Here is a 26,526-nt window from a genome sequence, read left to right as displayed (position 1 = left end):
GCTTAGTTCATCCAGCGCCCCTTTGTGAACTTTAATTCCCCCACTAAGAGGAACAAATTCTCAGAAGCTATTCCTTTTTTGCAGCCTAAACCAATAACTATATTTTTAGGCCTTAATATGACATAAGGTTTTTCTAACGGTTTTTTTATTTCTTTGTCAGTTATGTAAACAAAAGCGTCAACTTGACGGTCATCTTCGTTTTTTACATAATCTTTTAGCAAAGGTATTTTCTCTACATCTTCATCAAGGATAAAACGTACATTTTCTCCATTTACAAAGGCGGCGCTAACCTTTTTTAAATCTTCTTTATTTTCAATTTGGTACCCGTAGTCCTTAGCAATAACGTCAAGGGATATGACTCCCTCTACATCTGTTGCAGTTGTTATGACAGGCTGCGCTCCAATTATAGAATCCACTTTGAGGGCAAGTCTGTTTGCACCTCCCACATGTCCGGACAAAAGGCTTATGGCAAACTTCCCTTTTCGTCTACTACCACAACAGCAGGGTCAGTAAATTTATCCTTCACAACCCCTGCAATTGCCCTTACCACAATCCCTGTAGCCATTACAAAGACCAACCCTTGATATTTTCTGAATATTTTATGGACAAAGTCTATAAAATCTCCTTCTATTGCGTAGCCTTCAGGGATTGTGTATTTTTCTTTTACATACACATCCCCTTTTAATTTTTGGCCAATCTCATTCGCCAACTTTGATGCGTTTTTTGTAAGAGCGATTATCGCTATTCTCATAAATCTTCCTTCTTTCTGAAGCTATGAGAAAATTCCTTATCATAAAGCTTTGAATAAGACGTTACATCTTTTAAAAAATCTCCTACAAGTATCATGGCTGTTTTATTTATTCCCTTTGATTTGACCTTTTGTGAAATGTCATTGAGAGTACCTGTAACAATCACTTGGTATTCCCAAGTAGCTTTGTACACAACTGATACAGGTGTAGTCTCTTCATAACCCTCTTTCAACTCTAAAACAACTTTGTCAATGTCCTGCACACTTAAAAATATCGCCATTGTAGCTTTGTGGCGGGATAAATCTTTTAAGTCTTCTTTTGGAGGTACTTTTGTCCTTCCGCCTATTCATGTTATAATAACCGTCTGGGTTATTTCAGGAATCGTCAGCTCTTTTTTCAAAACTGCCGCTGCTGCCAAAAAAGAACTAACACCGGGAATTACTTCATAATCTATATTTTCTTCTTCCAGCCTTCTAATCTGTTCATGTATGGCACCGTAAATAGCAGGGTCTCCTGTGTGTATTCTCGCTACATCTTTCCCCTCATTATAAGATTTTACCATAAGCTCAATTATTTCATCAAGATTCATTAAAGCGCTATCGTAAATTTCAGCCTCTGGTTTTGCGTATTTCAATATCTCTTTATTGACAAGCGACCCTGCGTATATGATGACATCACAAGCCTGTATTATTTTCATCCCCTTTAATGTTATAAGTTCAGGGTCTCCTGGTCCTGCACCAATAAAATAAACCACAGCTACTTCACCTTCTTTGCAATAATGAGTGACAAATAGTCTATCTTTTTCCCTATATATCTATCAAGGTCGTAGGATATTTTTTCCTCTTTATGGCCGCACTTTATCACAAGGTACCCCTTGAAGCTTTTTTCTTTTAGAAGATTTACTATTTCCTCGTATCTTCTCGAAATTTTCATTAATGCCACGTTATCAAACATATCAAGAGCTTTTGAAATTTCCCACATCTCCTGATGAAATCACTGCAAAAGTCTCGTTTCCCTCCGCAATTGGGATATTTAACCTTGAGGCGGCTGCACTATAGGGGTAATTCCAGGAATCGTCTCTACTTCGTAATCCTCAATTCCTTTTAAAATGTATATGTAGGTGCTGTAAATCATAGGGTCTCCTATTGTTATAAAAGCTACGTCTTTCCCCTCATCAAGCAACTCTTTGATTTTTTTAACATTTTCTTCCCACTTTGTTTTGAGGTCTTCTTTTGAGTAGGTCATGGGAAATTCCATAAATACTACATCGCCTTTTATATAAGGCTTTGCAATCTCATAAGCAATACTTCCTTCTCCTTTGCTTGTGGGCCTACGATCCTGTCATCATACCCTATAGACTTTGCAAACTTTTATCTTTAAACCCGGATATTTTTCTTTTTCTTTTCCAAAAACCTCAGGTATATCATGTAACACATGGTTTCCTTCAAATAAAAACATAGGAACTGCTATGATATCGTAAATTCCTTCTTCGACAAATTCTCTTATGGAAGTAGATATATCAGGCTCGTTAAATTCCATAAAACCTGCCTTTACATCTTTGGTATTTTTTAGGCTCTTTATTTTTTCTACAACCTTAGTAACTATATCTTTAGTCTCTTCAACACGACTTCCATGTGCTATTATTAATAATCCTTTTCCCATAAAAATCTCTCCTTTTTTATAATGACACACTTACAAAGCAAATGAGTGCAGTAAGCTCTGCCAATTCATTTACTGCACCTAAAGTATCCCCAGTCATACCACCTATTCTCAGCGAAATATATTTTGATACAATATAAGTAACAAAAAGCGATATAGTAAGTATTTTTACAAAAACCGCTAAAGGCAGTATAAAATAGCTTGTAGCAATTGAAATAACAAAAGCAATTGCAAATTCCCTTATCCCTACTTTACCCAGCATGAGTCCTCCAAGGCCTTCTCCACCTCTTGCAGATTTACTTATCATCATAGAAAACACAATTGACAATCTCCCAATAATTGGGGTAATTAAAAGTGCTGTTAAAGTAATATTTTCGTGTATATTGGTGAGAAATAATATTTTTAAAACAACTATAAAAATTGCAGCTAAGACTCCATTAGTGCCAAGTCTCGAGTCTCTCATTATCTCCAGCATTTTACTTTTATCCTTATTGCTAAAAAGGCCATCAAAAGTATCTGCAAGCCCGTCAATATGCATTGCTCCTGTTAAAATATAAGAAAAAGCTACAATAAAAGTCATTACAATTTCCCGGGAAAAGAAATCCTTTAAAGCAATATACAAGAGTGAAAGGATACCTCCTATAACAATTCCGACTATCGGAAAATAAGATGCTATTCTATAAAACTCTCTTTTTTCAACATCAATTTCTATTGGTATGGGAAGGCGTGTCATAAATTGCATCGCAAGTACCAATCTTTTAATTTCTTCCATAAAAATGTTGCATCCCTTTCAATTATCCCTTTATTTTAAGAGGTATTCCTGAAACCATTAAATAAACTTCATCTGCAGCATCTGCCACTTTTTTATTCATCCTGCCTGCTATATCTCTAAATATCCTGCCCAGTTTGTATTCGGGCACTAATCCCATTCCCACTTCATTTGTCACAAGAATTATATCCCCCTTAAAATCTTTCTTAGCAGTCAATATTTCATCCACTTCATCAGCAATCTGATTTTCTATATTATCAATCTCCTCCATTCCTGCGTTCTCCCATGTTAAGTCAACTTCCATTAATAGGTTTGTAATCATAACTGTAAGGCAGTCAATCAATGCGACTTTCGCACTGCTTTCTGCAATTACACTGTATAGATTTTTATAGACCTCTTTCGTCTGCCAAGCAGAAGATCTTCTCTCTTTATGCCTTTTGACTCTTTCCTTCATTTCTTCGTCAAAAGGAATAGAAGTAGCTATATAAAGGACACTGTTTCCTCCTTTTTCTAAAGCCAATTTTTCAGCAAATTCACTTTTGCCAGACCTTGCACCACCTGTGATCATAACAAGGCTCATTATATTACAACCCTTTCTTTATCTTCTACTAAATATTTTATATCTATTTCTTTCAAAGCCTGTATCAATTTTTCATTGTCTTCATGTCTTTTTATAGCAACTCTAAAAAAGCTTTTATCAAGATACCTAAAATTAGAAGCATCTCTTATGAGAATTCCTTTTTTCAAAAGTATTTGTTTAAGGTCATTTACCCTTCCTGTTCTTAACTTTAACAATATAAAATTTACTTTTGTATCAAAAGCAACTAAATAATCAATTTTTCTTAAAACATAAAGCATATACTCTATTTCTTTATTTACATATTCCCTTGTTTTTTCTATATAAGCTTCATCTTTAAATATTTCTCTCCCCACAGCATCTGCAAGAGCATTTACTGTCCAAGGTTCTTTGTATTCTTCTAACTTTTGTATCAAAGAAGGACTTCCAATCCCGTACCCCAATCTCAGCCCTGGCATGCCAAAAAATTTTGTGACAGCTCTTACAATAAACAATTTATCATGCTTTTTTGCAAGAGGTAAGGCTTCATAATTTTTATAGTCTTTCATAAATTCAATAAAAGCTTCATCTATCATGACAGGTATATTCAAAATCTCCGCTTTTTTTAATAAAATTCCTATTTCCTCTCTAATTATGGCTTGTCCTGTAGGATTGTTAGGATTCCCAATGATTAAAGAATCCGCCTCTTCCATTTGTGAAATAAGCTTTGCGAGATTTACTTTAAACCCATAGTCTTCTTCCAGCCTGAAATATATCGGTTGACCACCGTTTATGTGGACTGCCCTTTCATATTCCAAAAAAGCAGGAGATGGAATGAGGGGTCTTTTCACCTTAAATGCTCTCACAAAAAGATGTATGAGCTCTGTCGCGCCATTCCCAACAATTATATTTTCTTGTGAATACCCCACATACTGTGAAATAGCCTCTTTTAGTTTTCGATATTTTATATCCGGATATTTCGTTAAATCAACATTGTTGATAATATTAAAAACACATTCCGGCACCCCAAGAGGATTTATATTTGAACTAAAATCAATTATTTCTCCTTCATAGTCATAAACATTTCCGCCATGCTCATAAGGCTTCATTGAAACACCTTCTTTCATTTACGCTAAATCAGCACTCCGACATATGTTAAGGGTTTATCTGTCAGTCCTTTAATAGAGGCTGTATCTTCCTCACTGTGGACTACAAGGCAGCAGGTAGAAGGCCCCCCTGATTTTAATACATCAAGATGTTGTGGAAAATTCGCCTCCACCTTTAATCCTGATATCTTCTCTAATATGCCAATTTCATATTTTATCCCTTTTGAACCCACAGGTATTGCTTCCACTATTTCTTTTGAGTTGGAAATTTTTACGTAGTCTTTCAATGTAAGCACATCGTTTGAGCTTAAAACTTCACTTCCTACACGTGGATAACCTAAAATAGAAACATGCATACCTGTTTTGACTTTTTTTATTTTTAAGTCTCCAATATTTGCTTTTGCTATTACAGTGATTCCTATACCTGTAATAGATGTGGGAAAATTTTCTTCAGTACTTCCTGTAAAAACTACGTCTGAAAGTCCGTTCTCTTCAAGCTCGCTTTTTATGCCTCTTAAAATTTTTTGCCCTGTTGGATTCATTTCAACGGATAAAGTATCTGATATGACTAAGGGTTTTGCCCCTACACATAGTACTTCCGAAAGAGCCACTTTTACAGTAGTCCTTCCTACAATCTCTTCATCAACTTTTAACACATCATGCTCTTTATTCCCTATTGCTCCGAGGCTGTCACAAGATATCACATATGCCACATCATTTTCATAAATTATCACTAAATCTCTGTATCTCTCAATCACTTTTTATTCTCTACTCCTTTTAGGTATCGCTTTGTAAACCAATGCTGCAAGAAATACATTTGCAAATGACGCAATTGTTAGGGGAAGTACCCATGCCGCAAAAAATCCCCATCCGAATATGGGCACAAACAAAAGGGTTGCAACAGGACCATTTAATATCGTAGCAGCGATTACTGCAATATAGATGTTAAATTTTCGATAAAAAAATTTAAACAAATAGGCATATAATGCCATTTGCACTGCTATGTATATGTGATTTGTAAGCCCTAAAGGAAATCCAGAAGTAATTGCTGTAAGCATATGCCCTAAACTTATCACAAGGGCTCCATACCAACCTCCAAGGTATAATGCGGCAAAGTATCCTGGCATTGAATCGAAAGCAACTGTGTTAAAAACTTTTATGAGAGCACCTACTGCACTTAAGGCTATAAGCATAGCAACAAGAGTAAGAGTTTTAACATTTTTTAATGCATTTGCTTTTTCTTTCACATCAATCTCCTCCCTATATAAAATACTACAAGCCCCAAAAATGAAGTCATGTACATTATTTTGATGCTGTCTTTTATATGTTGGGGGGTAATTTTTTCTTTTCCATCCCCAAGAGTTGGTTTAATTTCAGGCTTTCCAAAATAATAATTAAGCCCTCCCAGTTGTATATTTAAAGCACCGGCAACTGCTGCTTCTCCGTGGGCGCTGTTTGGACTTTGATGTTTCAACCTATCTCTTAAAAAAATCCTCCAACTGTTTTTATAATCATAGCCTAATAGAAAAGCAGCTACAACAATTAGAAAACCTGTTATGCGCGCAGGGATAAAATTTAATATGTCGTCAAGTTTTGCAGAAGCAAATCCTAAATCAAAGTATTTTTCATTTTTATAACCTACCATGGAATCAAGAGTACTTGCCGCTTTATAAAAGACAGCCAACGGCGCACCCCCTATAAACGCGTAAAACATAGGAGCTATTATGCCGTCTGATATATTTTCTGCAACTGTTTCTATCGCTCCTCTGGAGATATTCTCAACATCAAGTTTATCTGTATCCCTACTGACTATGTAAGACAGCCTTTTCCTTGCATCAGTGATGTCTCCTTTTATCAAGGCTTCGTATACTTTTCCTGCAGCTTTACCAAGGTCTTTTGTAGCAAGACAGGTATATATAATTAAAACGTCGAAAGCGTACTTTAAATATGGGTGTATAAGTCCTGCAATATAAAGTAGCTCATATGTTGCTGCAAATGCCAAAGTTACTGTAAATCAACACAGCATAAAACCTGCTATTTTTAAAGTTCTGTCACTTTTAGCATATTTTCTAAGTATACTCTCTAAATGCGATACCACTTTCCCTATAATTCTTACAGGATGAGGATATCCTTCAGGGTCTCCTATCAACAAATCTAATAAGTAGGCTAATACCACTTCCATTAATCTTTATACCTCTCCATAATTTCATAGACTTCTTTCATGTCGATACTTTTTCTCACAATATCTGCAAGCTTATCATATTCTCTTTCTTTAAATTCTTTGTAATCAATAATTTCCTCTATAGGAGAAAGTCCTTTTGATTTTCTCACAATATTTATAAATTCCCTGACAAACTCTCTGTTTTCAAAAATTCCGTGTATGTAAGTTCCAAACACTTTTCCATCATCGCTTATACAACCGTCATAGACTTCGATTTTTTCTCCATTTCTATGAGTTATTACTGAAAAAGGCTGACAATCTCCCAAAATTCGACTTTGCCCCATGTGTATTTCATATCCCTCTACAGCAATATTTCTAAGAGGTGATAATATTGATGGTAAATTATTGCGAATAACCGCCTTAATTTGGGTTGTTGTCTTTTCATTTTCAATTACAGTCTCTACATCTAAAAGTCCAAGCCCCTCAATTTCTGAAGTTGTACTTTCAATTCTTCCTGGGTCTTTAATGACTTTTCCTAGCATTTGGTATCCTCCACAAATGCCGACTATAAATTTCCCTTTTTTTCTCATTTCAAAAATTTCCTTGTCAAGCCTATATCCTTTTAATGCTTGCAAATCTCCAATTGTGTTTTTTGTTCCCGGAATTATAACCACATCACAATCTCCAATCCTTTCCCCTTTATTCACATAGCGAAGCTTTACTCCGGGAATTTTAGCAAGAGGTTCAAAATCCGTAAAATTCGATATGTGGGGAAGATTTATAACTGCAATCTCTATATCTCCTTCTGTATTCGTGCGATAAAATCTTTCCGTCGCCCCGTCCTCTTCATCAATGTGCACATCCATATAAGGGACAACACCTAAAACCTTTTTGTGTACAATGTTTTCTAACATCTCCAAACCCGGCTTTAATATTTCAATGTCTCCTCTAAACTTGTTTATAAGTACACCTTCAATGCGATTTCTCTCATTTTCTTTTAAAAGGAGCAAAGTGCCAGCTATTGAAGCAAATACACCTCCTTTATCAATATCTCCTACAAGAAGTACTGGTGCATTTACCATCTCTGCCATACCCATGTTTACGACATCTCTATCTCTTAAATTTATTTCTGCAGGACTTCCAGCGCCTTCTATTACTACAATGTCATTTTGACTTGCAAGAAAATCAAAGTCCTCTTTAATAAACTTTAAAAGCTGTGGCTTAAATTGGTGGTATTCGGCTGCAGACATGTTTTTATAAACTTTGCCTCTTAAAACAACTTGGCTTTTTTTATCAGAGCTGGGCTTTAAAAGGATTGGATTCATGTGATAAGAAGGCTTAACTCCTGCCGCTTCCGCCTGCATAGCTTGTGCTCTTCCTATTTCTAATCCCTCATCAGTTATATAAGAATTTAAAGCCATATTTTGAGACTTAAAAGGGGCTACTCTGTAACCATCTTGCTTGAAAATTCTGCAAAAAGCGGCAACCAATAAGCTTTTGCCCACAGACGATGCGGTCCCTTGTATCATCAATTTAAGTGCCATATTAATCCTCCTGAAAAGCATTTGAGTTTCGGTATTGAACACATTTGTCAACAAACCTCTTGACAGCCTCTTTATATGTGTATAAATTTATGTGAACATACGTCGCCAGACAATTTTTATGCACAAATCCACATTCCCAAGCATTTTCTTTTCCCGGTTTATGCACAACGTATGAGGCTTTCTGTGAAAAACCTTTTATTATTGAGTGGTGAAACTCATGCCCTTTTATTTTATCCCCTTTTCTAAAAAGGACGTTATCTTCAATAACTTCTGCCTCAACATAGCCAAATCTCTGAAGCCTTTTTGTCATGACAGTTTCAAAATCGTAAATTCCTGCCATTTCAAAAGTATTTCCTTGTACATCTGTTATGCTTTTTGTAAGATACATAAATCCGCCACACTCTGCATATGCAGGCATACCTGAATCTATTGCATCTTTAACCGATTTTAATATTTTTTTGTTTTTATTAAGCCTCTCCGCGAAAACCTCTGGAAATCCTCCCCCTATGTACAAACCCGATATTCCATCTGGTAACTTATAATCTTTAAGAGGGCTAAAGGGTACAAGCTCTGCTCCCATTTCTTCAAAAAGTTCCAAACTCTCTTTGTAATAAAAGTTAAAAGCCTCATCAAACGCATACCCTATTTTTACCCTTTTTAAATCATGACCTTCACCAATCGTGTTTCTAAATGTATTTGAACAGTCAATTACACCTACATTAAGAATTTTTTCTATATCAATGTATTTTTCAATATAATCATATAAGGTATCAAACTTGTGTTTAATTTCTGGCATCTCATATATCGGTACAAGGCCCAAGTGTCTTTCTGGCAAATCTAATTTTGGATCCTTTGGAAGATAGCCAAAAACCTCAATACCTAAATCTCTTGTTATGCATTCTTTCAAAAGGGCATAGTGTTTTTCACTTCCAACTTTATTTAATATCACTCCTTTAATTTTTACTTCCCTGTCATAGTGCATATAACCCATTATTAAAGCTGATACACTTGTCGCCATAGAAGAAGCATCTACAACTAAAATCACAGGAATATCTAAAATTTTCGCAATGTCAGCACTGCTCCCCTTTTTTGTAGTATCAATCCCATCGTACATTCCCATAACACCTTCAATTATAGAAATGTTAGCATTGCAGGCATTTTTGTAAAAAAGCGATTTAAGGTTTTGTTCCCCCAACAGGTACAAGTCGAGATTGCAGGAAAAATTCCCTGTGACATATCGGTGATAAGCAGCATCTATATAATCTGGACCTACTTTAAAAGGCTGAACTTTATACCTTTTTGACAGCACTCCCATAATTCCAAGGCTTACAGTAGTTTTACCTGCTCCTGAATGGGTGCCTGCAATCATTAAAGCTTTACACAACTTTGAGTTGCTCCTTTCCATTTAGCGATGGAATGACGTAAGGAGTATGGGTGATGGGATTTTCAAACACTTCCACATCTATTGAAAAGGCTGATTTTATGTTGTTCAATGTTAAAACATTTCCGGGAGACCCAGATGCTATTATTTTGCCTTCTTTCATTATGAAAATCTCATCACAAAACTGTGAAGCGAGGTTAATATCGTGAAGCACAACAATTACAAGTATCCCTTTTAAGGATAAATCTTTTACAAGAGACAGTATTTCAACTTGGTATTTTATATCAAGGTGAGAAACTGGCTCATCCATGAGTAAAATTCGAGCTTTTTGTGCTAATGCCCTCGCTATATACACCCTTTGTCTTTCACCGCCACTTAACTCTTTTATACTTTTGTCTTTAAACTGCCATGTATTTGTAATTTCCATACACTCTCTTACAATATCTCTGTCTTCTTTTCTCTCCAACTGAAACCTTTTAAGATAAGGAATTCTTCCCATCATTACCATGTCATAACAGCTAAATTCAAAGTCGTAAACTATATCTTGAGGCACATACCCTATATATTTTGCCTTTTCTTTTATAGTAAAGTCTTTGATATTTTTCCCTAATATAAAGACATCCCCAGCTGCTGGCTTTAAATAGCCTGATATATTTTTTAAAAGAGTAGTCTTACCACTGCCATTAGCTCCTATTATTCCTAAAACCATATTTTTGTTTATGGTAAAATCTATTCCTTTTAAAACTTCCTTTTCTTCATAAGAAAAGTGCAAATTATCCACCTGTAAAATAGCCATATCATCACATTCCTTCACTTTTTTGTTTGCTCTTTATTAACAGATATAAAAAGAATGGTCCTCCAAATGCTGCTGTAATTATCCCAATTGGAATTTCCATTGGCTTTAAAATAATTCGTGCTAATAAGTCTGCAAAAGTTAAAAATATCGCTCCTGATATAGCACTAAAAGGTACAAGAATTCTATTGTCAGGTCCTACAATAAGCCTTGATATATGAGGCACAATAAGTCCCACAAAACCTATAATTCCACCAACTGACACAGCAGTTGCAGTCACCAAAGACCCTGTAATAAGAATTATTTTCTTGACTAATTCTGTGTTGACACCTAAATGTTCGGCAACTTCTTCTCCTGTCAATATCGCATTTACATCCCTTGAAAATACATACATCACAAAAGAGCCAATTACTATTATAGGAGTAGTAAAGACCACACTATTCCAATTTATGAGGCTAAATCCTCCCATAGTCCAAAAAACAATTCGAGAAAACTCATCATGGTTTAAAAGCATCATGAGAGAGATAATTGCAGACATAAAAGCACTTATAGCTATACCTGCCAATAACATTGTGGTCATGGATACTCTTGTGCCAGTTTTAGAAATAGTGTATACGAAAAATACAGTCATTAAAGAAGTAATAAATGCCATAAAACTAAGTCCAAATATTCCAAGTCCTAATATTATCGCAATAGTAGCTCCAAAAGCCGCTCCTGATGATACACCCAATACATAAGGGTCTGCCATTGGATTTCTCAAAAGCCCTTGAAAAAATGTCCCAACAACAGAAAGTCCCATACCTACAATCGCAGATTCAATAGCTCTTGGAAGTCTTAAATTAAGGATTATTGTCCTAGAGGTTTCACTGCCACCGCCCAAAAAAACATTTAAAATCTCCTGCAGGGGTATTTTTACCGCCCCTGCAGAAATTGATAAAATCATGGTAAAGACAAGCAGTGAAAAGGCTGTACCAAAATATATCCCTTTTTTTACTCCCACTTTACCTAAATGCCTCCGGATGTAAGAATTTTGCGATTTCTTCAAGTCCTAAAACAATTCTATTAGAAGCTCTTGATATTATGTCGTCATTGCTTATCACAAATACTTTGTCATTTTTAACAGCATTAGTATCTTTGTATCCTGCCATATTTTTGATGTCTTTTACATCCCCTGCATGAGGAGATGTTATTATCACATCAGGATTTTTCTTGACTAATTCTTCTACGCTGTACTGCGCCCAACCATTTACATCCTCTGCAACGTTTTTGCCACCTGCAAGGTTTATAAGCTCATCAATAAATGTGCCTTTACCTGCTGTCCAGTTCCCTTCAAGAGAGACCAGATAAAATACGCTGACTTTTGGAAGCTCTTTGACTTTGTCATTTATTTCTTTTATTTTATCTTGCATTTGTTTAATTAACTCTTCGCCTTTTTTCTCAGTTCCTGTTATTTGACCTATTATTCTTATAGACTGGTATATCTGGTCAATATTTTTTGCCTCCAACATTACAACAGGGATACCCATCTTTTCTAAAGATTCCATCTGCTCTTTGCCTGAAAGAGTGGAAGCAAAAATTATATCGGGCTTTTGAGCAGTAATCGCTTCTACATTTGGCCCTTTAAAACCACCCACTTTGGGTACATTCTTGACCTCAGGTGGATAATTGTCAAAGTCTGTAACACCCACTACTTTATTTCCTGCTCCTAAAGCATATATAAGCTCTGTTGTAGAAGGCGCAAGAGAGACTATCCTTTGGGGTTCTTTCTCTATAGTTACTTCTCTTCCCAAAAAATCAGTAACCTTTAACGGGAATTGACTTTTAACAGTTTCAGTTGCTGTTTGAGAAGTGTTTTCTGGCTTTGTAGCAGTGTTTGTTGAACAAGCCGCTAGTGAAAATATTAAAGCAAAGATTACCAATAAAGCAAGTAAACCTTTAAATTTTCTCATACGTACCCTCCTAATTTAAATTTTTCAAGTATCAAAAAAGGCCTACCCTACGGAGGTAGACCTTTTTTACCAAAATTAAGCATAAAAATTCCATTCCACCTTCCCTCCGAAGGCGAACTTCCGAAATCTTATGGCAGGTCTCCTGGCTCGCGATTCATCTTCCACCCTGCCTTCCCACCCGGTACCTCTCTTGAGTGCCAGGCAGTGGCGTTATTAGGGCTTCATCCTCGCTCACAGTAGCGGGGGCTGCAGCGGATTTTCACCGCTTTCCCTTTTAACTTCTCAAGACCATAAGATTTTTTATATTCACTTGCACACCTATATTTTACATCTACTTATTATTTAAGTCAATGGGTTGTGGTTTCGGTCCATAATACTGATAATAGTAAGCTTTTATCATCCCATTGTAAAGTTTCCTCTTTTTAGAAGCTTGTCTTCCAAAAAGTTTTTCAAATTTTTCATGGGAAGTCAGTATATAAAAAGACCACGTATCAAGTTTTTTGAAAACTTTCCCCATTTCTTTATAAAGCTTTTCTACTTCCTCTAATTCCCCCATCCTTTCACCATAAGGAGGATTGCATATTATAACACCATATTTATCATCTGTTTTTAAATCTTTTAATGGGATATTTTCAAAAGTTATGTATTTCTCTACACCAGCTTTCCGCGCATTGTCTTTTGACAATTTGATGGCGTTTTTGTCAATGTCATATCCTTTTATATTTAAAGTTATGTCTTTTTTAATAGCACCAACTGCTTCTTCTCTCGCTTCTTTCCATAATTTATTTGATATTCTCCCCCATTTTTCGGAAACAAATTGTCGTTTTAATCCTGGTGCGAGATTTATACCAATCATAGCTGCCTCGATCGGAATCGTTCCAGAGCCACAAAAAGGATCCATCAAAGGTCTATCCGGTTTCCAAAAGCTCAACATTATCATAGCGGCAGCTAAAGTTTCTCTCAAAGGTGCTTCATTGGACATGACTCTATAGCCCCTTTTGTGTAAACCGATACCGCTTGTGTCAATCATAAGAGTAACCTTATCTTTCATTAATGAAAATTTTATTTTATAAGTTGCGCCGTTTTCTTCAAACCACTCTTTTTTGTATTTTGTTTTAAGCCTTTCTACCACAGCTTTTTTCACTATTGCCTGGCAGTCTGACACACTGAAAAGCTTGGATTTTATTGAATAACCCTCCACAGGAAACCTGCCATCTTCAGGTATCCAAACCTCCCATGGAAGAGCCTTTGTACCTTCAAAAAGTTCTTCAAAAGTTGTGGCAGTAAATTCCCCTATTTTTACGTATATTCTCTCTGCCGTTCTAATCCACAAGTTTGACCTAGCTAAAGCCACCTCATCGCCTACAAAAGTGACTTTTCCATCTTCTACAGTGATATCTTGATACCCTAGCTCTTTTACCTCTCTTGCAGTTATTGCTTCAACGCCAAAAAGAGTTGTTGCTATAAATTCTATTTTTGACATATTTTATCTCCTTTTGCTTCTAAGTTTGACTAATTCAGCCTTATTATATCACTTGTATCTATAAATATAAATCATTTTTTCCCTTTTATCTTGTTTTTATTATGATATAATTAAAATAATAATAAGTTAATGATAGATGATGGAGGGTATTTTATGCCATTGCCCGAAAAAAATAAAAAATATACTTATGCCGACTATTTAACCTGGTCTGAAGAAGAAAGATGGGAAATTATTAATGGTGTTCCCTATCTACAAGCAGCTCCAACATGGCAACATCAAGCAGTATTGTTAGAACTAGCAAGGCAATTTGCAAACTATCTGCAGGATAAATCTTGCAGAGTATTTACTGCTCCTTTCGATTTGCGAATACCAGAAGCAAATGAAAAAGATGAAGAAACTACCAATGTAGTACAGCCTGATATAATCATTATATGTGATAATTCAGGACTTAAAAAGACAGGTTATTATGGAGTTCCAGAATTAATTATAGAAGTAGTTTCTCCTTCAACTGGTCAAAAAGATAAAATAGAAAAGTTTAATTTATACGAAAAAGCAGGGGTAAAAGAATATTGGATTGTAGAACCCGATGAAAAGGTGGTTATGGTATTCACACTTGAAGAAGGACGTTATGGAAGGCCTCAAATGTATTCTGAAGAGGATAAAGTAAAAGTTAGTATATTTGATAACCTTGTAATTGAGTTAAAACCTGTATTTGAGAGAATTTAAAAAACAAACTGAGGGTGTTTCTAAAGTTCCCTCAGTTTGATAAAAACTAAGATATCTAGTTTAGCGGCTAGCTCCTCCGCCTCCGGCAGAACCTCCGCCGAAGCCTCCTCCACCGCCGAAGCCACCACCTCTAAAGCCTCCAAATCCTCTTGAGCCAAAGCTTCCTGGACCCCACCAGTCCCTTCTTATATGTCTTCCTCCTCTTCCAAAGATAATAAATATCAAAATAAGTATAATCACTACAGCAATATCTTCCCACGATATACCACTATCATTGCTACTTGTATTGACACTGTATTTGGAAGCATCCAATCCCTGAAGGTCTATATTGTACTCTTTTGCAACCCTTGAGGCTATAGCCATATAACCAGCGTATATGCCTTTAGAGTACTCGCCTTTTGCCCAAGAAGTTAAAACAAAATCGTCTAAAATCCTCCCTGCAACAGAATCCGGTATTGCCCCTTCCAAGCCATAACCTACATCAATTCTCACTTTTCCAGCCTGACCTTTTAAAAGTCTGTCTTTTACCACTAAAAGGAGAACACCGTTGTTTTTCTCCTTGTCTCCTATTCCCCACTTTCTAAAAAGGCTAAGAGAATATTCCTCAATTGGGTAATCTCCAATGCTGTCAACTGTAACAACTATTATTTGTGCCTTTGTGGCATCATCTAAAGCTTTCCCTACTTTTTCGATCTCTTCTATATCATTTTGGGACATAAGCCCCGCATAATCATATACATATTTAAACTGAATAGGCTTAGATGGAACATCAGGAGCACAAAAAGCTATGGAATTAAATAATAATAAAAAGGCAATTGCAATTAAAAAAATTCTCTTTTTCATTTTGCCTCTCCCTATCTTAATATTTTGTAATTAACTTAATTAAGCTTTAAAAATATCATTCTTTCGCTAAATTTAAACTATTTTAATGTATTACTGTTCATGTCTAGTATATTAGCATAGATAATAATAAGTATCAACACAAATTTATAAAATATGCTGGCTTTTTAAAAAAAGTTATATTATTATCCTGAGAATCGTTAGACCTCAAATAGGAAGAGGCAGATTTTAAAAATATTCGCATTCATGTCAAAAGAACATTATCAAACTTTTATCTCTTTTTTACAAAATTTCCTGGAGCGTTTTCCATGCCAGTAATGCACATTTTACGCGGGCAGGAAAGTCAGATACTCCCTGCAGTACTTGAGCATCACCTAATTCATCAAGATTTACATCTTTTTTGTGCATCATGTCTATAAATTGTTGCACAAGCCTTAAAGCTTCTTTTTTGTCTTTCCCTTTTATAAGGTCTATCATCATAGAGGTTGAGGCTTGGCTTATGGCACACCCATGGCCCGTGAAAGAAGCATCTTCTATAATGTCACCATTCATTTTTAAATAAAGAGTAATATTGTCGCCGCAAAGAGGATTGTAACCTCTTTCTTTGTGGGTAGCATCTTTAAGTTCTTTTTCATGGGGAGAGTTTTCGTAATGTTCCATTATAACCTCAGAATAAAGCTGATTCAAATCGCTCATTTAAACCACTTCCTAACTTTTTTAAGTCCTTCAACAAGTGCGTCAATATCGTCAAAGTCGTTGTAGAGGTAAAAGCTTGCTCTTACAGTTGCAGGAACACCTAAGTACCTCATTAAAGGCAGACAACAGTGGTGCCCACTTCTTACAGCAATTCCTTCTTCGTCTAGTATTGTAGCAACGTCGTGAGGATGGACACCTTCTACATTGAAGGAAATTAAGCCTCCCCTTTCCTTCGCATCGTTGGGGCCATACAATTTTACAAAGTCTAATTCTTTCATTTTCTGAAGGCCATACTCCAAAAGCTCGCCTTCGTGATTATGAATATTGGAAAGCCCAATTTTTTCTATATAATCTATTGCAGAAACAAGCACACAAGCCCCTTTTACGTTGGGAGTACCTGCTTCAAATTTAAGAGGTGGGGGAGCAAAAGTTGCACGGTCTTCAAAGACTTCGTCTATCATCTCTCCACCTCTTAAAAAAGGAGGCACATCAGAAAGCAAGTCCTCTTTTATATAAAGTACACCGATTCCCATAGGTCCGAGCATCTTGTGACCAGAGAAGGCAAAAAAGTCACAATCTATCTTTTGTACATCAACAGGCATATGAGGTACACTTTGTGCTCCATCTATTAACACTTTTGCGCCGTATTTGTGGGCAATATGTGTAATCTCCTCCACAGGATTTATTATACCTAAAACATTTGACATGTGTTGCACAGCAACCAATTTTACTTTGTCAGACATTTTTTCTTTAAAGTCTTTCATAGAAAGCCTAAAATTTTCATCAAGATAGACATATATAAGCTTTGCCCCTTTAGCTTCTGCTACCATTTGCCATGGAAGCATATTGCTGTGGTGCTCGGCTATTGTCAGTATTATTTCGTCCCCTTCGTTTATATATTTCATTCCCCACGTATATGCTATAAAGTTTATTGATTCTGTAGTATTTCTCGTAAATATTATGGATTCTTCTCTTTTTGCGTTAATAAATTTTTTTACTCTTTCTCTTGCCTCTTCATAAGCCTGTGTGGAAAGAGCGCTTAAATAGTGTGGGCTTCTGTATACATTGGCGTTTAATTCTTCATAATATTTATCCATAGCTTTTATGACTTCAATTGGCTTTTGAGTTGTGGCAGCATTGTCAAGGTAAATAAGCTTTTTACCATGAGGTTTAACATTCAATATAGGAAAGTCTTTTTTAATCTTTTCTACATCAACATATTTCACTTTAAAATCCTCCTCCATATATGACCCTTTTAGGTTAATTTATTGTGAAACCAATTATTTTTAGAGCCTTTTGAGGTTTCACAATAACCTAGAGAAATTTTATCATATTGTGCATTTTAGTCCACTTCGCTTGAGGGCCAACAAGCTTTAACAAACACAAATAAGTCATTTTATCTGTTAGGGTATTCGATGTCAAAATTAATATCAATTTCCTTCCTCGCCTGTCTTAGAAAAAGTTCCCCTTCCCTAGTGAGCTCATAATATGTGTGATTGCGATGCTTAACACTTTTTCGTCGTCGATGGTAATATTTAACTATTCTTCTTTCCACTCGCTTGATTAGTCCTCTCTCCTCCAAACTTTGAAGTCGCTTTCTGCTTTCTTCTAATGATAAACCTAGGCGCCTCGCCAAAAGTTTCGCATATTCCGGCCCAAGCTTTTTGAGGTAGGTGAGGATTGTTAAATCAAGAAATTCATCTTGGTCATTGTTGAGTGGCATACTCTTCTCTCCTTTATTATGGATTTACCACTAAGTAGGTTGGTTTTTAAATACTATGACTTAGTAATAAATCATATTGCTGAGCGTTTAAATACCAAAAACTTCTTCAGCATTGTATCTCGCAATTCGAGCAATGACTTCAGGAGAAGCTCCGTTCAATTCTAAGTACCACACGGTCTTGGGTACGCTCAGCAGATCATTGGGTTTTAGATTGCTGTAATCGCTATTTAGTACACCTCGTTGGAAGCGTTCCAGATGATTCATCAATAGTTGAGAAGTGAACCCCTCTTGGCGAATAGTAAGCCCAGGAACGGCCCCAAAGTCTTCGATTAAGTCAATAATATCTAAATTAGCATGGTCTATAATCATTTTTCCGGGTTCCATCCCCACAGTAGCAGCAATCTCAATTATTTTTTCGGTAATTTCAACTCTATTCTGTGGCGGAGTATGAATGATTGCTGGAACCCTGTATTCCTTGGCAATCTTCAATTGCTCATGGAGAACCTCCTGTTCCCGCTTGTTTCCCTCATGTAGCCCGATCTCACCAAGCCCAATGACACCACTCATTTTAAGGTAGGATGGAAGAGCGTCGATCACCCTGGGCCAGTCGTCCGGTATTCCCATGGGGTGAATGCCAATGGCCACGTAAAGCTTAATATCATTTTTAGCGGCATTACTTATAGAAAGAGTTAACATCTGATGGAAATGATCAAAGAGTGTTTCTGCATGTTTTGCCCCAAAAAATAGGGAACAGCCAATAATTTTCCTTACTCCGGCCAGCGCCATACTCTTCCATCCTTCGAATGGAAGTAATGAAACATGTACATGAGAATCTACAATTTCTTTCATCAATCCTATTCGCCTGCCTTATTCTAGATCTTTTCGTGCACCTATGCACGTCTTGATTCCTCACTATTCCATGCCAACTTAACGTTGGGTTACGGGTTTTACATTAAAATTAGACCTGTATTCGGTTTCTGTCCATAATACCCTTTCAGCCACCATAGCTTCTGGGTTTAGTTTAACATCTTTTAATATCATTTCTTTAAATTTGTTATATCCCACTCTGTCAATAAGGTGTCCACCATGGATGTATTCAGGTTTGTTGTTCATAACATAAGCAGAAAATGTCTCCCAGTTTTTAAGTACACCTAAAACCACATCTTCTGTAACCCAGTTTAAAAAGATTTTTCCCATACGAGGTGTTTGCTTTCCTGTTCTGCCGCCGATCAATACTCTGTAGAATTTTTTAGGGTTCCTGGTCCAAGCACCAGTTGGACACACTAGGACGCATTCGCCACAGCCGACGCAGCAGCAGGTATCTTTCACGATTTTTCCTTTTTCTACAGATAAAACACGCGTTGCATGATGAGCACACGCTTCTACACACTTTTTACACCCTATACAGCGCTCATAATCGTATTCCGGCTTTGTAATACCAATTATACCGATATCACTAACGTGAGCTTTAGCACAGTCGTTAGGACATCCTGATATATTTAATTTTATATGATAATCGCTGGGGAATATAATCTTTTCTATTTTTCTGGCCAGGTCGGTTGTATCAATGTTAGCATATATGCAATGACGATTACCTATGCAAGCCATTATATTACGAGCTCCTATGGTCGGATACCCGTTGTCATCAACTGCCATATCAACGCCGCATAAATTTACTTCAATTTCTTCGATATATGGTCTTATATATTTGTTAACCTCATCTATATATTCATATTTGATCCCTGGTATTGAAATTGTCTGTCTGACTCCCAGGTGAAATTCTCCGTTTCCCCAAGTTTCCGCAATATGCTGAAAAAATGACAGATATTTGGCATCTATAACACCGCCGGGAACGCGTATCTGGAGCATGAACTCCCCCCGCACTTTTGACTGACGATAACAATTTCTTCGAACCTTTTTTATATCTATATCGTAACTCATATAATTATCCCTCCGATTAATCCAACAGATTTTTTGCTTTAGTATAATTAAAGACAGGCCCTTCCAGACAAACATATGTCTCATTTATCTTGCAATGGCCACACTTGCCGACGCCACAAGACATTTTCCTTTCAAAAGATAACCAGATTTTATCTTCGGCTACACCGTTCTTTAAACATTCTAAAGCGGCAAAGTGCATCATAACAGGAGGACCTACAATTACTACATTGTAATTTTCAAAGCTGTCAAATGGTATTTTCTTAATGTGTTCTGTAACAAGGCCGACCTCAAAGCCTTCTATCTTATCTTTATCAAGAGTATAAATTGTGTTAAACCTGCTTCTAAAATTATTTAAATCCTCTTTGAACAGTATACTCTTTTCGTCCTTAAATCCCGCGATGAAATGCAGAGAGTGTATTTCATCTGGATGTTCATAAAAATACTTTAAAAGGCTTCTAACAGGAGAAACCCCAGTTCCACCGGCAATGACAACTAGATCCTTACCCTTAAAATCATCTACAGGGAATGAATTACCATAAGGGCCTCGCATAAATATCTTATCACCGGGTTTTAAATTAAATATTTCATTGGTGAGTTTTCCTACTTTCCGTATGGTGAGTTCTACCCAATTATCTCCCATAGAACTTACAGATATAGGGCCTTCTCCGATTTTAGGTAAAGACACCTGAAAGAATTGTCCATGTTTTACCTTTGCATTGGTTTCTATTCTGAAAGTATATTCATTTTCTGTTTCGTGTATAATATCGATTATTTTATGGGGAACTGGAAGCATTATATTTTCACTCATTTACTTTACCTCCTCAATTGATGCTATTTACCTTATATCTTTATTTGTTGTCTCCGCTTTTTTGAGTTTTTCCACTTCATCATACAGGCGATTAATGGTAGCCGGAAAAGATATTAGTTCAGGACATCTTTCATCACATCGCCCGCATCCTACACACATGTGCTCGTCTTTGAAACGAAGTTTATAGTCATAAATTTTATGCAGAGTTCTGAATCTCATCCGCTCTCCCGCGGTTTTCCTGAAACTCAGTCCACCTGCCATTGTCGTGAAATCTTCGTGCATACAGCTAGCCTGAACCCTTCTCCTCTCACCAACTTTTCCGTTTTCTGTGTATATTACGTCTAATGTGTTAAAACAGCTGCAGGTTATGCACACAGCGGTACAGGCTCCACAGCTTATACATCTTGAATTATAACTTTTCCACATATCGAGTTCGTAAATTTTTTCTAATAATTCATGGCTATCAATTTCAGGGATGTTAACTTTTGTCGGGTTAGAGGTAACGAATTTAGGGGTAAATTCTACTTCTCTTTCATCGGCAAATAAATTGGTAAATTCATCGTCTTTTATTTCTACCAATATCTTATCATCGCCAAATCTAACTGCTAAACTGTAGTCGTCGGTTTTATTGGAGCCCATTGAGACGCAGAAACAACTATCCCAACCTCCTTCTTTGCATTCCATTAAAATAAACTTTACTTTTTCCCGTAAACGCTTGTAGTAAATATCTTCTGTTCCTCCGTTTTTGAGAAAGATAGTATCAAGTCGTCTAAAGCCATTTATATCACAGGGGCGTGCAAATATCAGAATCTTTTTGTCATCTACCTTGCTTTCCATATATTCATATTCGGTAAAGTAGAATAGCGCCTGGGTAATCGGATAAATCACTTCTTTTGGTGAAAAATCTGATTTCTCATCGTAGACTACATCCTCAATTGAGTTAATTTCTGCATATCGAATCAAATCAGTGTCTGAATAACGACCACGCTTTTCAAAGCGGACAGGAGCATATACCTTATACTCTTTTTGCAATTCTTTTAAGATTTCATTCATCCTTTTAATGTTTACACAATAACTCATCTTCTTCCTCCTCAATACATGGCATTTGATATTTTTTATAATCTCTTCATCAAATAATTAACCGTCCACGCTTAGCAAAGCACAACCAAGAATGAAAATATATTTTCATGTTAAATAATTAACTTTCTTTGATATAAGTATAACACTCACGAAAATTTTAGTCTAATAATAAATAGTTATATTAATGATAATAATATTTTATATAAACCGCTAATTTTTATACATCTATACTATTGTAAACCAAAATCTAAAAAGTAACATTTCCTAATTGAGCAAAGTACAATAATACGAAAAAATAACAAGTGCAACAAAACACAAGACTTGAGAAGGTTGAAAAGTGCCGAATTTTTTCCTTTTATCTTTTCATTAGTAAAGTATTATGATATTATGAAAATGATAATTTTATGGTTATATGAGGTGATCGTTGTGACCCTCAGGGATATAGAGATTTTCGTAACCGTTTGCGAGTTAAAGAGCATGTCTGCTGCCGCAAAAAAACTTTATATGTCTCAACCTGCTATCAGCCAGGCCATATCGCAGATGGAGGGAGAACTCCAAGTTAGACTCTTTGACAGGATAGGTAGGAATCTCAGTCTCACGTATGCTGGGGAAATCCTGTATAGTTACGGAAAGCGGATACTCAATCTTGTCAAGGAAGCAGAGAGTACTCTTGATGATGTGAAGAACATGAGGATGGGAAGGCTGAGAGTGGGAACCAGTACAACGGTGGGAATTTACCTGCTACCGGAGATAATCGGCGAGTTCAGGAAAAAGTTCAGTATCGACGTCTACTTTACGATTGGCAACACGGCAGAGATAGAAAAGCTGGTATTTAACAATTCTATAGACCTTGGCATTGTCGAAGGTCCGGTCCATTCAAGGGACATTGTTGTAACACCCTATATAGATGATGAGCTATATCTTGTATGCTCAAAAAGCCACAGGTGGGCAGAGAAAAAAAGCATCAGCCCCGCAGAGATTGAAAATGAGGATATAATCATGCGAGAAAAGGGAAGTGGAACGAGGGAGATCTTTGAGGAGACCATGGCGAGAAATAACGTAAGGTACAGAATAAAATACGTTCTTAACAATACGGAGGCCATAAAAAAGGCCATCGAAGCTAATATAGGCGTTTCGGTCATATCCAGGCTGGCCGTGAAAAAGGAGATAAGAGGCGGTAGGCTCGTAAAAGTTGACATTGAAAATATAAGGTTTGAAAGGAAGTTTAGCATCATTTATCATAAAGATAAGTTCAAGTCGAATCTGTTCGAAGAGTTTATAAAACACCTTTATAATTACAGCATAAGGTAGTACCGCAAAGCACAGCCTGCAGCCACACCGGTTAAAATGCACCCATCAGCTTCAACATTTTGACAAGAAGACCTCCGCAAAAAACAGAGATAAAGTAAAATATTAACCATTTTTGCAAAGGCTATTTTAATTTATTGCAGGAATGCTTATTTGGAAAAATCTACTTTAGGCACAGTCTTTGCTGCTTCATCTGTTTTAAAATATTCTCTTTCCTTAAACCCAAACATATTGGCGATGATAGAGGTTGGAAAAGACCTTATCTTGGTGTTATAAGCTTGAACAGCATTGTTATAATCCATTCTCGCTACAGCTATTCTGTTTTCAGTTCCTGCTAGTTCGTCGCTTAACTGCCTGAAATTTGCATCAGCTTTTAAATTAGGATAATTTTCTGCAATAGCAAGAAGCCTTCCCAATGCTGTATTTAATTCATCATTTGAAGCTGCTTTTTCAGCAACAGTGTTGGCACTTAAAAGTTTTTCTCTCGCTTTATTTACACTATCAAAAATCTCTTTTTCATGTGCTGCATATCCTTTAATAGTCTCTACTAAATTAGGAATTAAATCAGCCCTTCTTTGAAGCTGATTATCAATCTGACTCCATTTACTATTTACATTTTCATCTAACGCCACTAATTGGTTATAAGTTCCATAAATTGTTCCAAATACTAATACAGCTATTACAGCCAAAACAATCAATGTAATAATTAGCGGATTTTTCACTGCCATTCCCCTCTCACTATTTTCTAAATATTTTCTATAGTACTATTATATACGATTTATTCCAACAAAGTAAATCTAAATTTGTTTCAAATTTTTTATAATTTCTCTTAACTTTATTTCAAATTCCTTTACTTCCTCATATTGAGGATAATAATTTCCATATCTTACTTTTTCGTAAAGAGCTGTAATTTCCTCCATTGCAGAATGCACAAAAGGAAAAACTTCCACCACTTTTTTATAAACATCTTCACTAGAATGGTTGCCTTTTACAAGAATTTTGTTTTCGTATAAGTGTTTTAAAAATCTTTTATAATAATACCTTACCCTTTCCCTCGAATCCCTATAAATTTTTACTCGCTCTCGAACATTTTCAGCCATTTTCTGGCTTATGCCTTTTAATCTTTTATATGTTTGCAAATCCCCAATTTTTATATCAATCTCTTTTTCTTCTGTAAAATCTCTTTCATGCTTTTCTTTTTGTAGCTTTGTTATTGCTTTTACAATATATACTATCAAAGCAATTATTATAACAACAGCTAATAAAGTAGCTATTCCATTTATCATGTGGACAAGCCAAGCATAATCCTGAGGAATCTGCTCCTCAAACATATTTTCCTTACTATTACCTTGTTTTAAGGCTTCCTCCATCGCCTTTTTAAAATACTCTTCGTCTATATGCAGCAGGCTAAAAAGCTTTGACAACATTAAAAACAAACCATAAGCTAAATAAGAAGCGCCATAAACAAAAATTTTTACAATGCCTTCATACAAATAATGATAGATAAATTCTCTCACAGCAGGAGAAGAAAGTAAAATCATAGTTAAAATTATAAGGCTTACTGCTGCCCACTCAAAAGCCGAAACTCTTTTATTTGAGCTATTATCGGCGTATCTAAGATTTTTAACTTCTAAAAGCAAAAAAATGCTCAACAGAATATAAATAATGCTATATTTAGGAATTATCAATATCCCCTCAAGAGGCATAAAATAGTTCGCAATATTTATGACAAATAGACCTATTAACTGCTTATAAAATTGTTCTACATTTAACATATCATTAACGAATATTCCTCTGTTTTTTACTCCTCTTGACCAAATATACAAAAACACTATGAATATGGCCACCAGTTGATAATAATTTTCACTAATTATTGCGCTCAACAAAATGCTAATTACAACACCTATAGTTAAATTCAATTGTTTATAAGTTTTCTCTTTCATCTCAATTTCTGCATTGTTAAAAACCCCGCTTATTAAAGAAGCTAAAAGGATTATTCCAAAGGAAATACCTTTTTCTCTAATAAAAAGCCCATTTAATAGGGTGTAAATTAAAAATACCATCATGCCGTCTAAAATTGTCAAAAACGTCCTCACAAACTTTTCTCTATCCCACAGTTTCAAGTTGCTTCCCCTCTTCATTATAAAAGAATAACTTAATATTTGTTGGCAAATGACCAATTTCATTAGGCTTTATTGAAACAATTGAAATTTTTGTATTTCCTATGTCAGAAAGAGCATTTACAACTTTATCATCTACAAAAGGCGTTACAACCACTAAATCTGTGCCCCATGACAAATGATTTGTCATAAGCCTTAAAATTTCTTCAAGGTCATATCTCTTAAAAAAAGACAAACCTGCAAAAACCTCAAGAAGCTTTGAAATCTGAGATTCTCCTGCAGAAGGCTCTATAATACTGTAATCCCCCTCAAAAAGGCAGATAGCATTTGTAGAAAATCCAACAGGAATGCCTTTTTTTAATAAATCCACTGATAAAGAAGCTGCTACTTCCACTGCCTTTTCAAACTCTTGTAGGTCAATAGTCTTAAACAGATACCTGTGAAAATCAATGTTAAACAATATCATTATTTTTTTATCTGCTGTATAATCATATTTATTCACTTTTAATGTCTGATTTTTGGCAGTGGCTTTCCAATTTATGTCTTTATAATTGTCAGAAGGAGTATAATCTCTGATTCCACTTATCATAATAGGGTCTTCTATTATCCATCTTCTTACAAACACGTCTCCTTGAAGAGAATCAGCCACAACAAAAGAACTATTCAAATCTATTAGATTAGGATAAACCACCAGTCTCGCATGAGCCAATATTTCACTTTCATATTCCTCACTGCCAAATAAATCGGTAGAAAAAACTTTAACGGGGTCAAAAAGATTGTATACTCCTCTTTTTATACCTACAATTTCAAATTTCCTTGTAACTTTCTGAAAAGGCATCATAGAAAGCACTGTAGTGTGAAAATACTTAACTTTATCATTATTTTCCACCATAGATGATTTTACCATTTGAAGTTCCACAGGAATCTTTTGCTGTAACTTCAAATAAGTAATAGGGAAAATTTTTTTATTTACAAGTGTAACCTTAAGCGTTGTCTTTTCTTCAGGAAAAATAGCTGGATTTTCAAATTTCCGTTCTATTTTCAAATCCTTAAAAATGTATTTTTTATAAAGATTAGCTTGCATGGCTAATACAAAAGCCACAACAAGAATAAACCACAAAGCATTCATTTTCA

At 35.7% G+C, this 26,526-nt stretch carries 28 protein-coding genes, 3 pseudogenes and 1 riboswitch; of the genes and pseudogenes, 2 read left to right on the top strand and 29 right to left on the bottom strand.

Translation table 11 applies throughout. The annotated features are described in order from the left end of the window. Window positions 1-2: 2 nt before the first annotated feature. The 18 genes and pseudogenes from THEWI_RS14605 to THEWI_RS02115 all read right to left on the bottom strand — a co-directional run bounded on the left by THEWI_RS14605 (window position 3) and on the right by THEWI_RS02115 (window position 14,150). Window positions 3-416: a cobalamin biosynthesis central domain-containing protein gene (locus THEWI_RS14605; RefSeq protein WP_244262348.1), complete on the bottom strand. Its 414-nt coding sequence runs from the start codon at window positions 414-416 to the stop codon at window positions 3-5. Between the two features lie 12 nt (window positions 417-428). Then, a pseudogene (locus THEWI_RS14600) lies at window positions 429-565 on the bottom strand (cobalt-precorrin 5A hydrolase); the annotation flags it as partial. A 182-nt stretch (window positions 566-747) separates the two neighbouring features. Continuing rightward, window positions 748-1,503, bottom strand: a pseudogene (cobM, locus tag THEWI_RS02185) (precorrin-4 C(11)-methyltransferase). Between the two features lie 2 nt (window positions 1,504-1,505). After that, a complete protein-coding gene (locus tag THEWI_RS14595) occupies window positions 1,506-1,703 on the bottom strand; it encodes an SAM-dependent methyltransferase (RefSeq protein WP_244262286.1) in 198 nt (65 codons plus the stop codon). 78 nt (window positions 1,704-1,781) lie between these two features. Further along, entirely contained in the window at window positions 1,782-2,006 is a 225-nt protein-coding gene (locus THEWI_RS14590; protein ID WP_244262285.1) for an SAM-dependent methyltransferase, read from the bottom strand. An 87-nt stretch (window positions 2,007-2,093) separates the two neighbouring features. Continuing rightward, complete coding sequence (locus THEWI_RS02175; RefSeq protein WP_014062274.1) at window positions 2,094-2,411, bottom strand: sirohydrochlorin chelatase; 318 nt, start codon at window positions 2,409-2,411, stop codon at window positions 2,094-2,096. A 16-nt stretch (window positions 2,412-2,427) separates the two neighbouring features. Continuing rightward, window positions 2,428-3,180: an adenosylcobinamide-GDP ribazoletransferase gene (gene cobS / locus THEWI_RS02170; RefSeq protein ID WP_014062273.1), complete on the bottom strand. Its 753-nt coding sequence runs from the start codon at window positions 3,178-3,180 to the stop codon at window positions 2,428-2,430. Between the two features lie 22 nt (window positions 3,181-3,202). After that, complete coding sequence (cobU, locus tag THEWI_RS02165) at window positions 3,203-3,757, bottom strand: bifunctional adenosylcobinamide kinase/adenosylcobinamide-phosphate guanylyltransferase (RefSeq protein ID WP_003870871.1); 555 nt, start codon at window positions 3,755-3,757, stop codon at window positions 3,203-3,205. Beyond that, window positions 3,757-4,842, bottom strand: a complete 1,086-nt coding sequence (gene cobD / locus THEWI_RS02160) for a threonine-phosphate decarboxylase CobD (RefSeq protein ID WP_014062272.1) — start codon at window positions 4,840-4,842, stop codon at window positions 3,757-3,759. The genes cobU and cobD overlap by 1 nt, the downstream gene beginning before the upstream one ends. Window positions 4,843-4,865: 23 nt before the next feature. Beyond that, window positions 4,866-5,597: an AIR synthase related protein gene (locus THEWI_RS02155; protein ID WP_004399801.1), complete on the bottom strand. Its 732-nt coding sequence runs from the start codon at window positions 5,595-5,597 to the stop codon at window positions 4,866-4,868. A 3-nt stretch (window positions 5,598-5,600) separates the two neighbouring features. Next, entirely contained in the window at window positions 5,601-6,086 is a 486-nt protein-coding gene (locus tag THEWI_RS02150; RefSeq protein ID WP_009051851.1) for an ECF transporter S component, read from the bottom strand. Further along, window positions 6,083-7,021 (bottom strand): annotated as a pseudogene (gene cbiB, locus THEWI_RS02145) (adenosylcobinamide-phosphate synthase CbiB). The gene THEWI_RS02150 and the pseudogene cbiB overlap by 4 nt, the downstream one beginning before the upstream one ends. After that, window positions 7,021-8,544 carry a cobyric acid synthase gene (locus THEWI_RS02140; RefSeq protein ID WP_014062271.1) on the bottom strand — a complete coding sequence of 508 codons (1,524 nt, stop codon included), beginning with the start codon at window positions 8,542-8,544 and terminating at the stop codon, window positions 7,021-7,023. The pseudogene cbiB and the gene THEWI_RS02140 overlap by 1 nt, the downstream one beginning before the upstream one ends. Window position 8,545: 1 nt before the next feature. Then, a complete protein-coding gene (locus tag THEWI_RS02135; protein WP_014062270.1) occupies window positions 8,546-9,928 on the bottom strand; it encodes a cobyrinic acid a,c-diamide synthase CobB in 1,383 nt (460 codons plus the stop codon). After that, window positions 9,921-10,721, bottom strand: a complete 801-nt coding sequence (locus THEWI_RS02130) for an ABC transporter ATP-binding protein (RefSeq protein WP_014062269.1) — start codon at window positions 10,719-10,721, stop codon at window positions 9,921-9,923. Before THEWI_RS02130 ends, THEWI_RS02135 begins: the two co-directional genes overlap by 8 nt. Before the next feature lie 4 nt (window positions 10,722-10,725). Next, complete coding sequence (locus THEWI_RS02125; protein ID WP_014062268.1) at window positions 10,726-11,718, bottom strand: FecCD family ABC transporter permease; 993 nt, start codon at window positions 11,716-11,718, stop codon at window positions 10,726-10,728. 1 nt (window position 11,719) lies between these two features. Beyond that, a complete protein-coding gene (locus tag THEWI_RS02120; RefSeq protein WP_014062267.1) occupies window positions 11,720-12,667 on the bottom strand; it encodes an ABC transporter substrate-binding protein in 948 nt (315 codons plus the stop codon). A 115-nt stretch (window positions 12,668-12,782) separates the two neighbouring features. Continuing rightward, window positions 12,783-12,975, bottom strand: a riboswitch (cobalamin riboswitch). Window positions 12,976-12,998: 23 nt separating this feature from the next. Further along, the gene (locus tag THEWI_RS02115) at window positions 12,999-14,150 is read right to left on the bottom strand and encodes a THUMP domain-containing class I SAM-dependent RNA methyltransferase (RefSeq protein ID WP_014062266.1); all 1,152 of its coding nucleotides are present in this window, start codon (window positions 14,148-14,150) and stop codon (window positions 12,999-13,001) included. Window positions 14,151-14,303: 153 nt separating this feature from the next. On the opposite strand from THEWI_RS02115, the gene THEWI_RS02110 reads away from it, so the two are divergent. Continuing rightward, window positions 14,304-14,876: a Uma2 family endonuclease gene (locus tag THEWI_RS02110; protein WP_012994480.1), complete on the top strand. Its 573-nt coding sequence runs from the start codon at window positions 14,304-14,306 to the stop codon at window positions 14,874-14,876. 60 nt (window positions 14,877-14,936) lie between these two features. Here THEWI_RS02110 and THEWI_RS02105 read toward each other — a convergent pair whose 3' ends face one another. The 8 genes from THEWI_RS02105 to asrA all read right to left on the bottom strand — a co-directional run bounded on the left by THEWI_RS02105 (window position 14,937) and on the right by asrA (window position 21,964). Continuing rightward, on the bottom strand, window positions 14,937-15,719 hold the full coding sequence (locus tag THEWI_RS02105) for a TPM domain-containing protein (RefSeq protein ID WP_014062265.1): 783 nt from the start codon (window positions 15,717-15,719) through the stop codon (window positions 14,937-14,939). Window positions 15,720-15,998: 279 nt separating this feature from the next. Then, window positions 15,999-16,412: a Fe-S cluster assembly sulfur transfer protein SufU gene (gene sufU, locus THEWI_RS02100; protein ID WP_003869854.1), complete on the bottom strand. Its 414-nt coding sequence runs from the start codon at window positions 16,410-16,412 to the stop codon at window positions 15,999-16,001. Next, the gene (locus THEWI_RS02095; protein ID WP_014062264.1) at window positions 16,409-17,638 is read right to left on the bottom strand and encodes a cysteine desulfurase; all 1,230 of its coding nucleotides are present in this window, start codon (window positions 17,636-17,638) and stop codon (window positions 16,409-16,411) included. Before THEWI_RS02095 ends, sufU begins: the two co-directional genes overlap by 4 nt. A 170-nt stretch (window positions 17,639-17,808) precedes the next feature. Next, on the bottom strand, window positions 17,809-18,135 hold the full coding sequence (locus THEWI_RS02090; RefSeq protein ID WP_003867166.1) for a DUF2250 domain-containing protein: 327 nt from the start codon (window positions 18,133-18,135) through the stop codon (window positions 17,809-17,811). An 87-nt stretch (window positions 18,136-18,222) separates the two neighbouring features. Beyond that, entirely contained in the window at window positions 18,223-18,984 is a 762-nt protein-coding gene (locus THEWI_RS02085; protein WP_004399789.1) for a TatD family hydrolase, read from the bottom strand. A 78-nt stretch (window positions 18,985-19,062) separates the two neighbouring features. After that, window positions 19,063-20,076 (bottom strand): sulfite reductase subunit C, encoded by a 1,014-nt coding sequence (gene asrC, locus THEWI_RS02080; RefSeq protein ID WP_014062263.1) that lies wholly within the window; start codon window positions 20,074-20,076, stop codon window positions 19,063-19,065. A 16-nt stretch (window positions 20,077-20,092) separates the two neighbouring features. Then, window positions 20,093-20,884, bottom strand: a complete 792-nt coding sequence (gene asrB, locus THEWI_RS02075; RefSeq protein ID WP_014062262.1) for an anaerobic sulfite reductase subunit AsrB — start codon at window positions 20,882-20,884, stop codon at window positions 20,093-20,095. A gap of 27 nt (window positions 20,885-20,911) precedes the next feature. Then, entirely contained in the window at window positions 20,912-21,964 is a 1,053-nt protein-coding gene (asrA, locus tag THEWI_RS02070; protein WP_014062261.1) for an anaerobic sulfite reductase subunit AsrA, read from the bottom strand. A 426-nt stretch (window positions 21,965-22,390) separates the two neighbouring features. Here asrA and THEWI_RS02065 point away from each other — a divergent pair, with 426 nt between their 5' ends. Beyond that, window positions 22,391-23,275 (top strand): selenium metabolism-associated LysR family transcriptional regulator, encoded by an 885-nt coding sequence (locus tag THEWI_RS02065; protein WP_014062260.1) that lies wholly within the window; start codon window positions 22,391-22,393, stop codon window positions 23,273-23,275. A 146-nt stretch (window positions 23,276-23,421) separates the two neighbouring features. On the opposite strand, the gene THEWI_RS02060 is transcribed toward THEWI_RS02065, so the two are convergent. The 3 genes from THEWI_RS02060 to THEWI_RS02050 form a co-directional block, all read right to left on the bottom strand. After that, window positions 23,422-23,994: a LemA family protein gene (locus tag THEWI_RS02060; RefSeq protein WP_014062259.1), complete on the bottom strand. Its 573-nt coding sequence runs from the start codon at window positions 23,992-23,994 to the stop codon at window positions 23,422-23,424. Between the two features lie 75 nt (window positions 23,995-24,069). Continuing rightward, window positions 24,070-25,395 carry a hypothetical protein gene (locus THEWI_RS02055; protein WP_014062258.1) on the bottom strand — a complete coding sequence of 442 codons (1,326 nt, stop codon included), beginning with the start codon at window positions 25,393-25,395 and terminating at the stop codon, window positions 24,070-24,072. Further along, window positions 25,379-26,521: a DUF58 domain-containing protein gene (locus tag THEWI_RS02050; protein ID WP_014062257.1), complete on the bottom strand. Its 1,143-nt coding sequence runs from the start codon at window positions 26,519-26,521 to the stop codon at window positions 25,379-25,381. Before THEWI_RS02050 ends, THEWI_RS02055 begins: the two co-directional genes overlap by 17 nt. Window positions 26,522-26,526: the final 5 nt, after the last annotated feature.

The organism is Thermoanaerobacter wiegelii Rt8.B1, from assembly GCF_000147695.2.
Lineage (GTDB): Bacteria > Bacillota > Thermoanaerobacteria > Thermoanaerobacterales > Thermoanaerobacteraceae > Thermoanaerobacter > Thermoanaerobacter ethanolicus.
This window is presented reverse-complemented; position numbering and strand designations above follow the sequence as displayed.

Coding starts and splice junctions, on each gene's coding strand:
- THEWI_RS14595 (WP_244262286.1), bottom strand. CDS start 1,703: ATGTTTGATAACGTGGCATTAATGAAAATTTCGAGAAGATACGAGGAA.
- THEWI_RS14590 (WP_244262285.1), bottom strand. CDS start 2,006: ATGGAATTTCCCATGACCTACTCAAAAGAAGACCTCAAAACAAAGTGG.
- THEWI_RS02175 (WP_014062274.1), bottom strand. CDS start 2,411: ATGGGAAAAGGATTATTAATAATAGCACATGGAAGTCGTGTTGAAGAG.
- cobS (WP_014062273.1), bottom strand. CDS start 3,180: ATGGAAGAAATTAAAAGATTGGTACTTGCGATGCAATTTATGACACGC.
- cobU (WP_003870871.1), bottom strand. CDS start 3,757: ATGAGCCTTGTTATGATCACAGGTGGTGCAAGGTCTGGCAAAAGTGAA.
- cobD (WP_014062272.1), bottom strand. CDS start 4,842: ATGAAGCCTTATGAGCATGGCGGAAATGTTTATGACTATGAAGGAGAA.
- THEWI_RS02140 (WP_014062271.1), bottom strand. CDS start 8,544: ATGGCACTTAAATTGATGATACAAGGGACCGCATCGTCTGTGGGCAAA.
- THEWI_RS02130 (WP_014062269.1), bottom strand. CDS start 10,721: ATGGCTATTTTACAGGTGGATAATTTGCACTTTTCTTATGAAGAAAAG.
- THEWI_RS02120 (WP_014062267.1), bottom strand. CDS start 12,667: ATGAGAAAATTTAAAGGTTTACTTGCTTTATTGGTAATCTTTGCTTTA.
- THEWI_RS02115 (WP_014062266.1), bottom strand. CDS start 14,150: ATGTCAAAAATAGAATTTATAGCAACAACTCTTTTTGGCGTTGAAGCA.
- THEWI_RS02110 (WP_012994480.1), top strand. CDS start 14,304: ATGCCATTGCCCGAAAAAAATAAAAAATATACTTATGCCGACTATTTA.
- THEWI_RS02105 (WP_014062265.1), bottom strand. CDS start 15,719: ATGAAAAAGAGAATTTTTTTAATTGCAATTGCCTTTTTATTATTATTT.
- sufU (WP_003869854.1), bottom strand. CDS start 16,412: ATGAGCGATTTGAATCAGCTTTATTCTGAGGTTATAATGGAACATTAC.
- THEWI_RS02090 (WP_003867166.1), bottom strand. CDS start 18,135: ATGCCACTCAACAATGACCAAGATGAATTTCTTGATTTAACAATCCTC.
- THEWI_RS02085 (WP_004399789.1), bottom strand. CDS start 18,984: ATGAAAGAAATTGTAGATTCTCATGTACATGTTTCATTACTTCCATTC.
- asrC (WP_014062263.1), bottom strand. CDS start 20,076: ATGAGTTACGATATAGATATAAAAAAGGTTCGAAGAAATTGTTATCGT.
- asrB (WP_014062262.1), bottom strand. CDS start 20,884: ATGAGTGAAAATATAATGCTTCCAGTTCCCCATAAAATAATCGATATT.
- asrA (WP_014062261.1), bottom strand. CDS start 21,964: ATGAGTTATTGTGTAAACATTAAAAGGATGAATGAAATCTTAAAAGAA.
- THEWI_RS02050 (WP_014062257.1), bottom strand. CDS start 26,521: ATGAATGCTTTGTGGTTTATTCTTGTTGTGGCTTTTGTATTAGCCATG.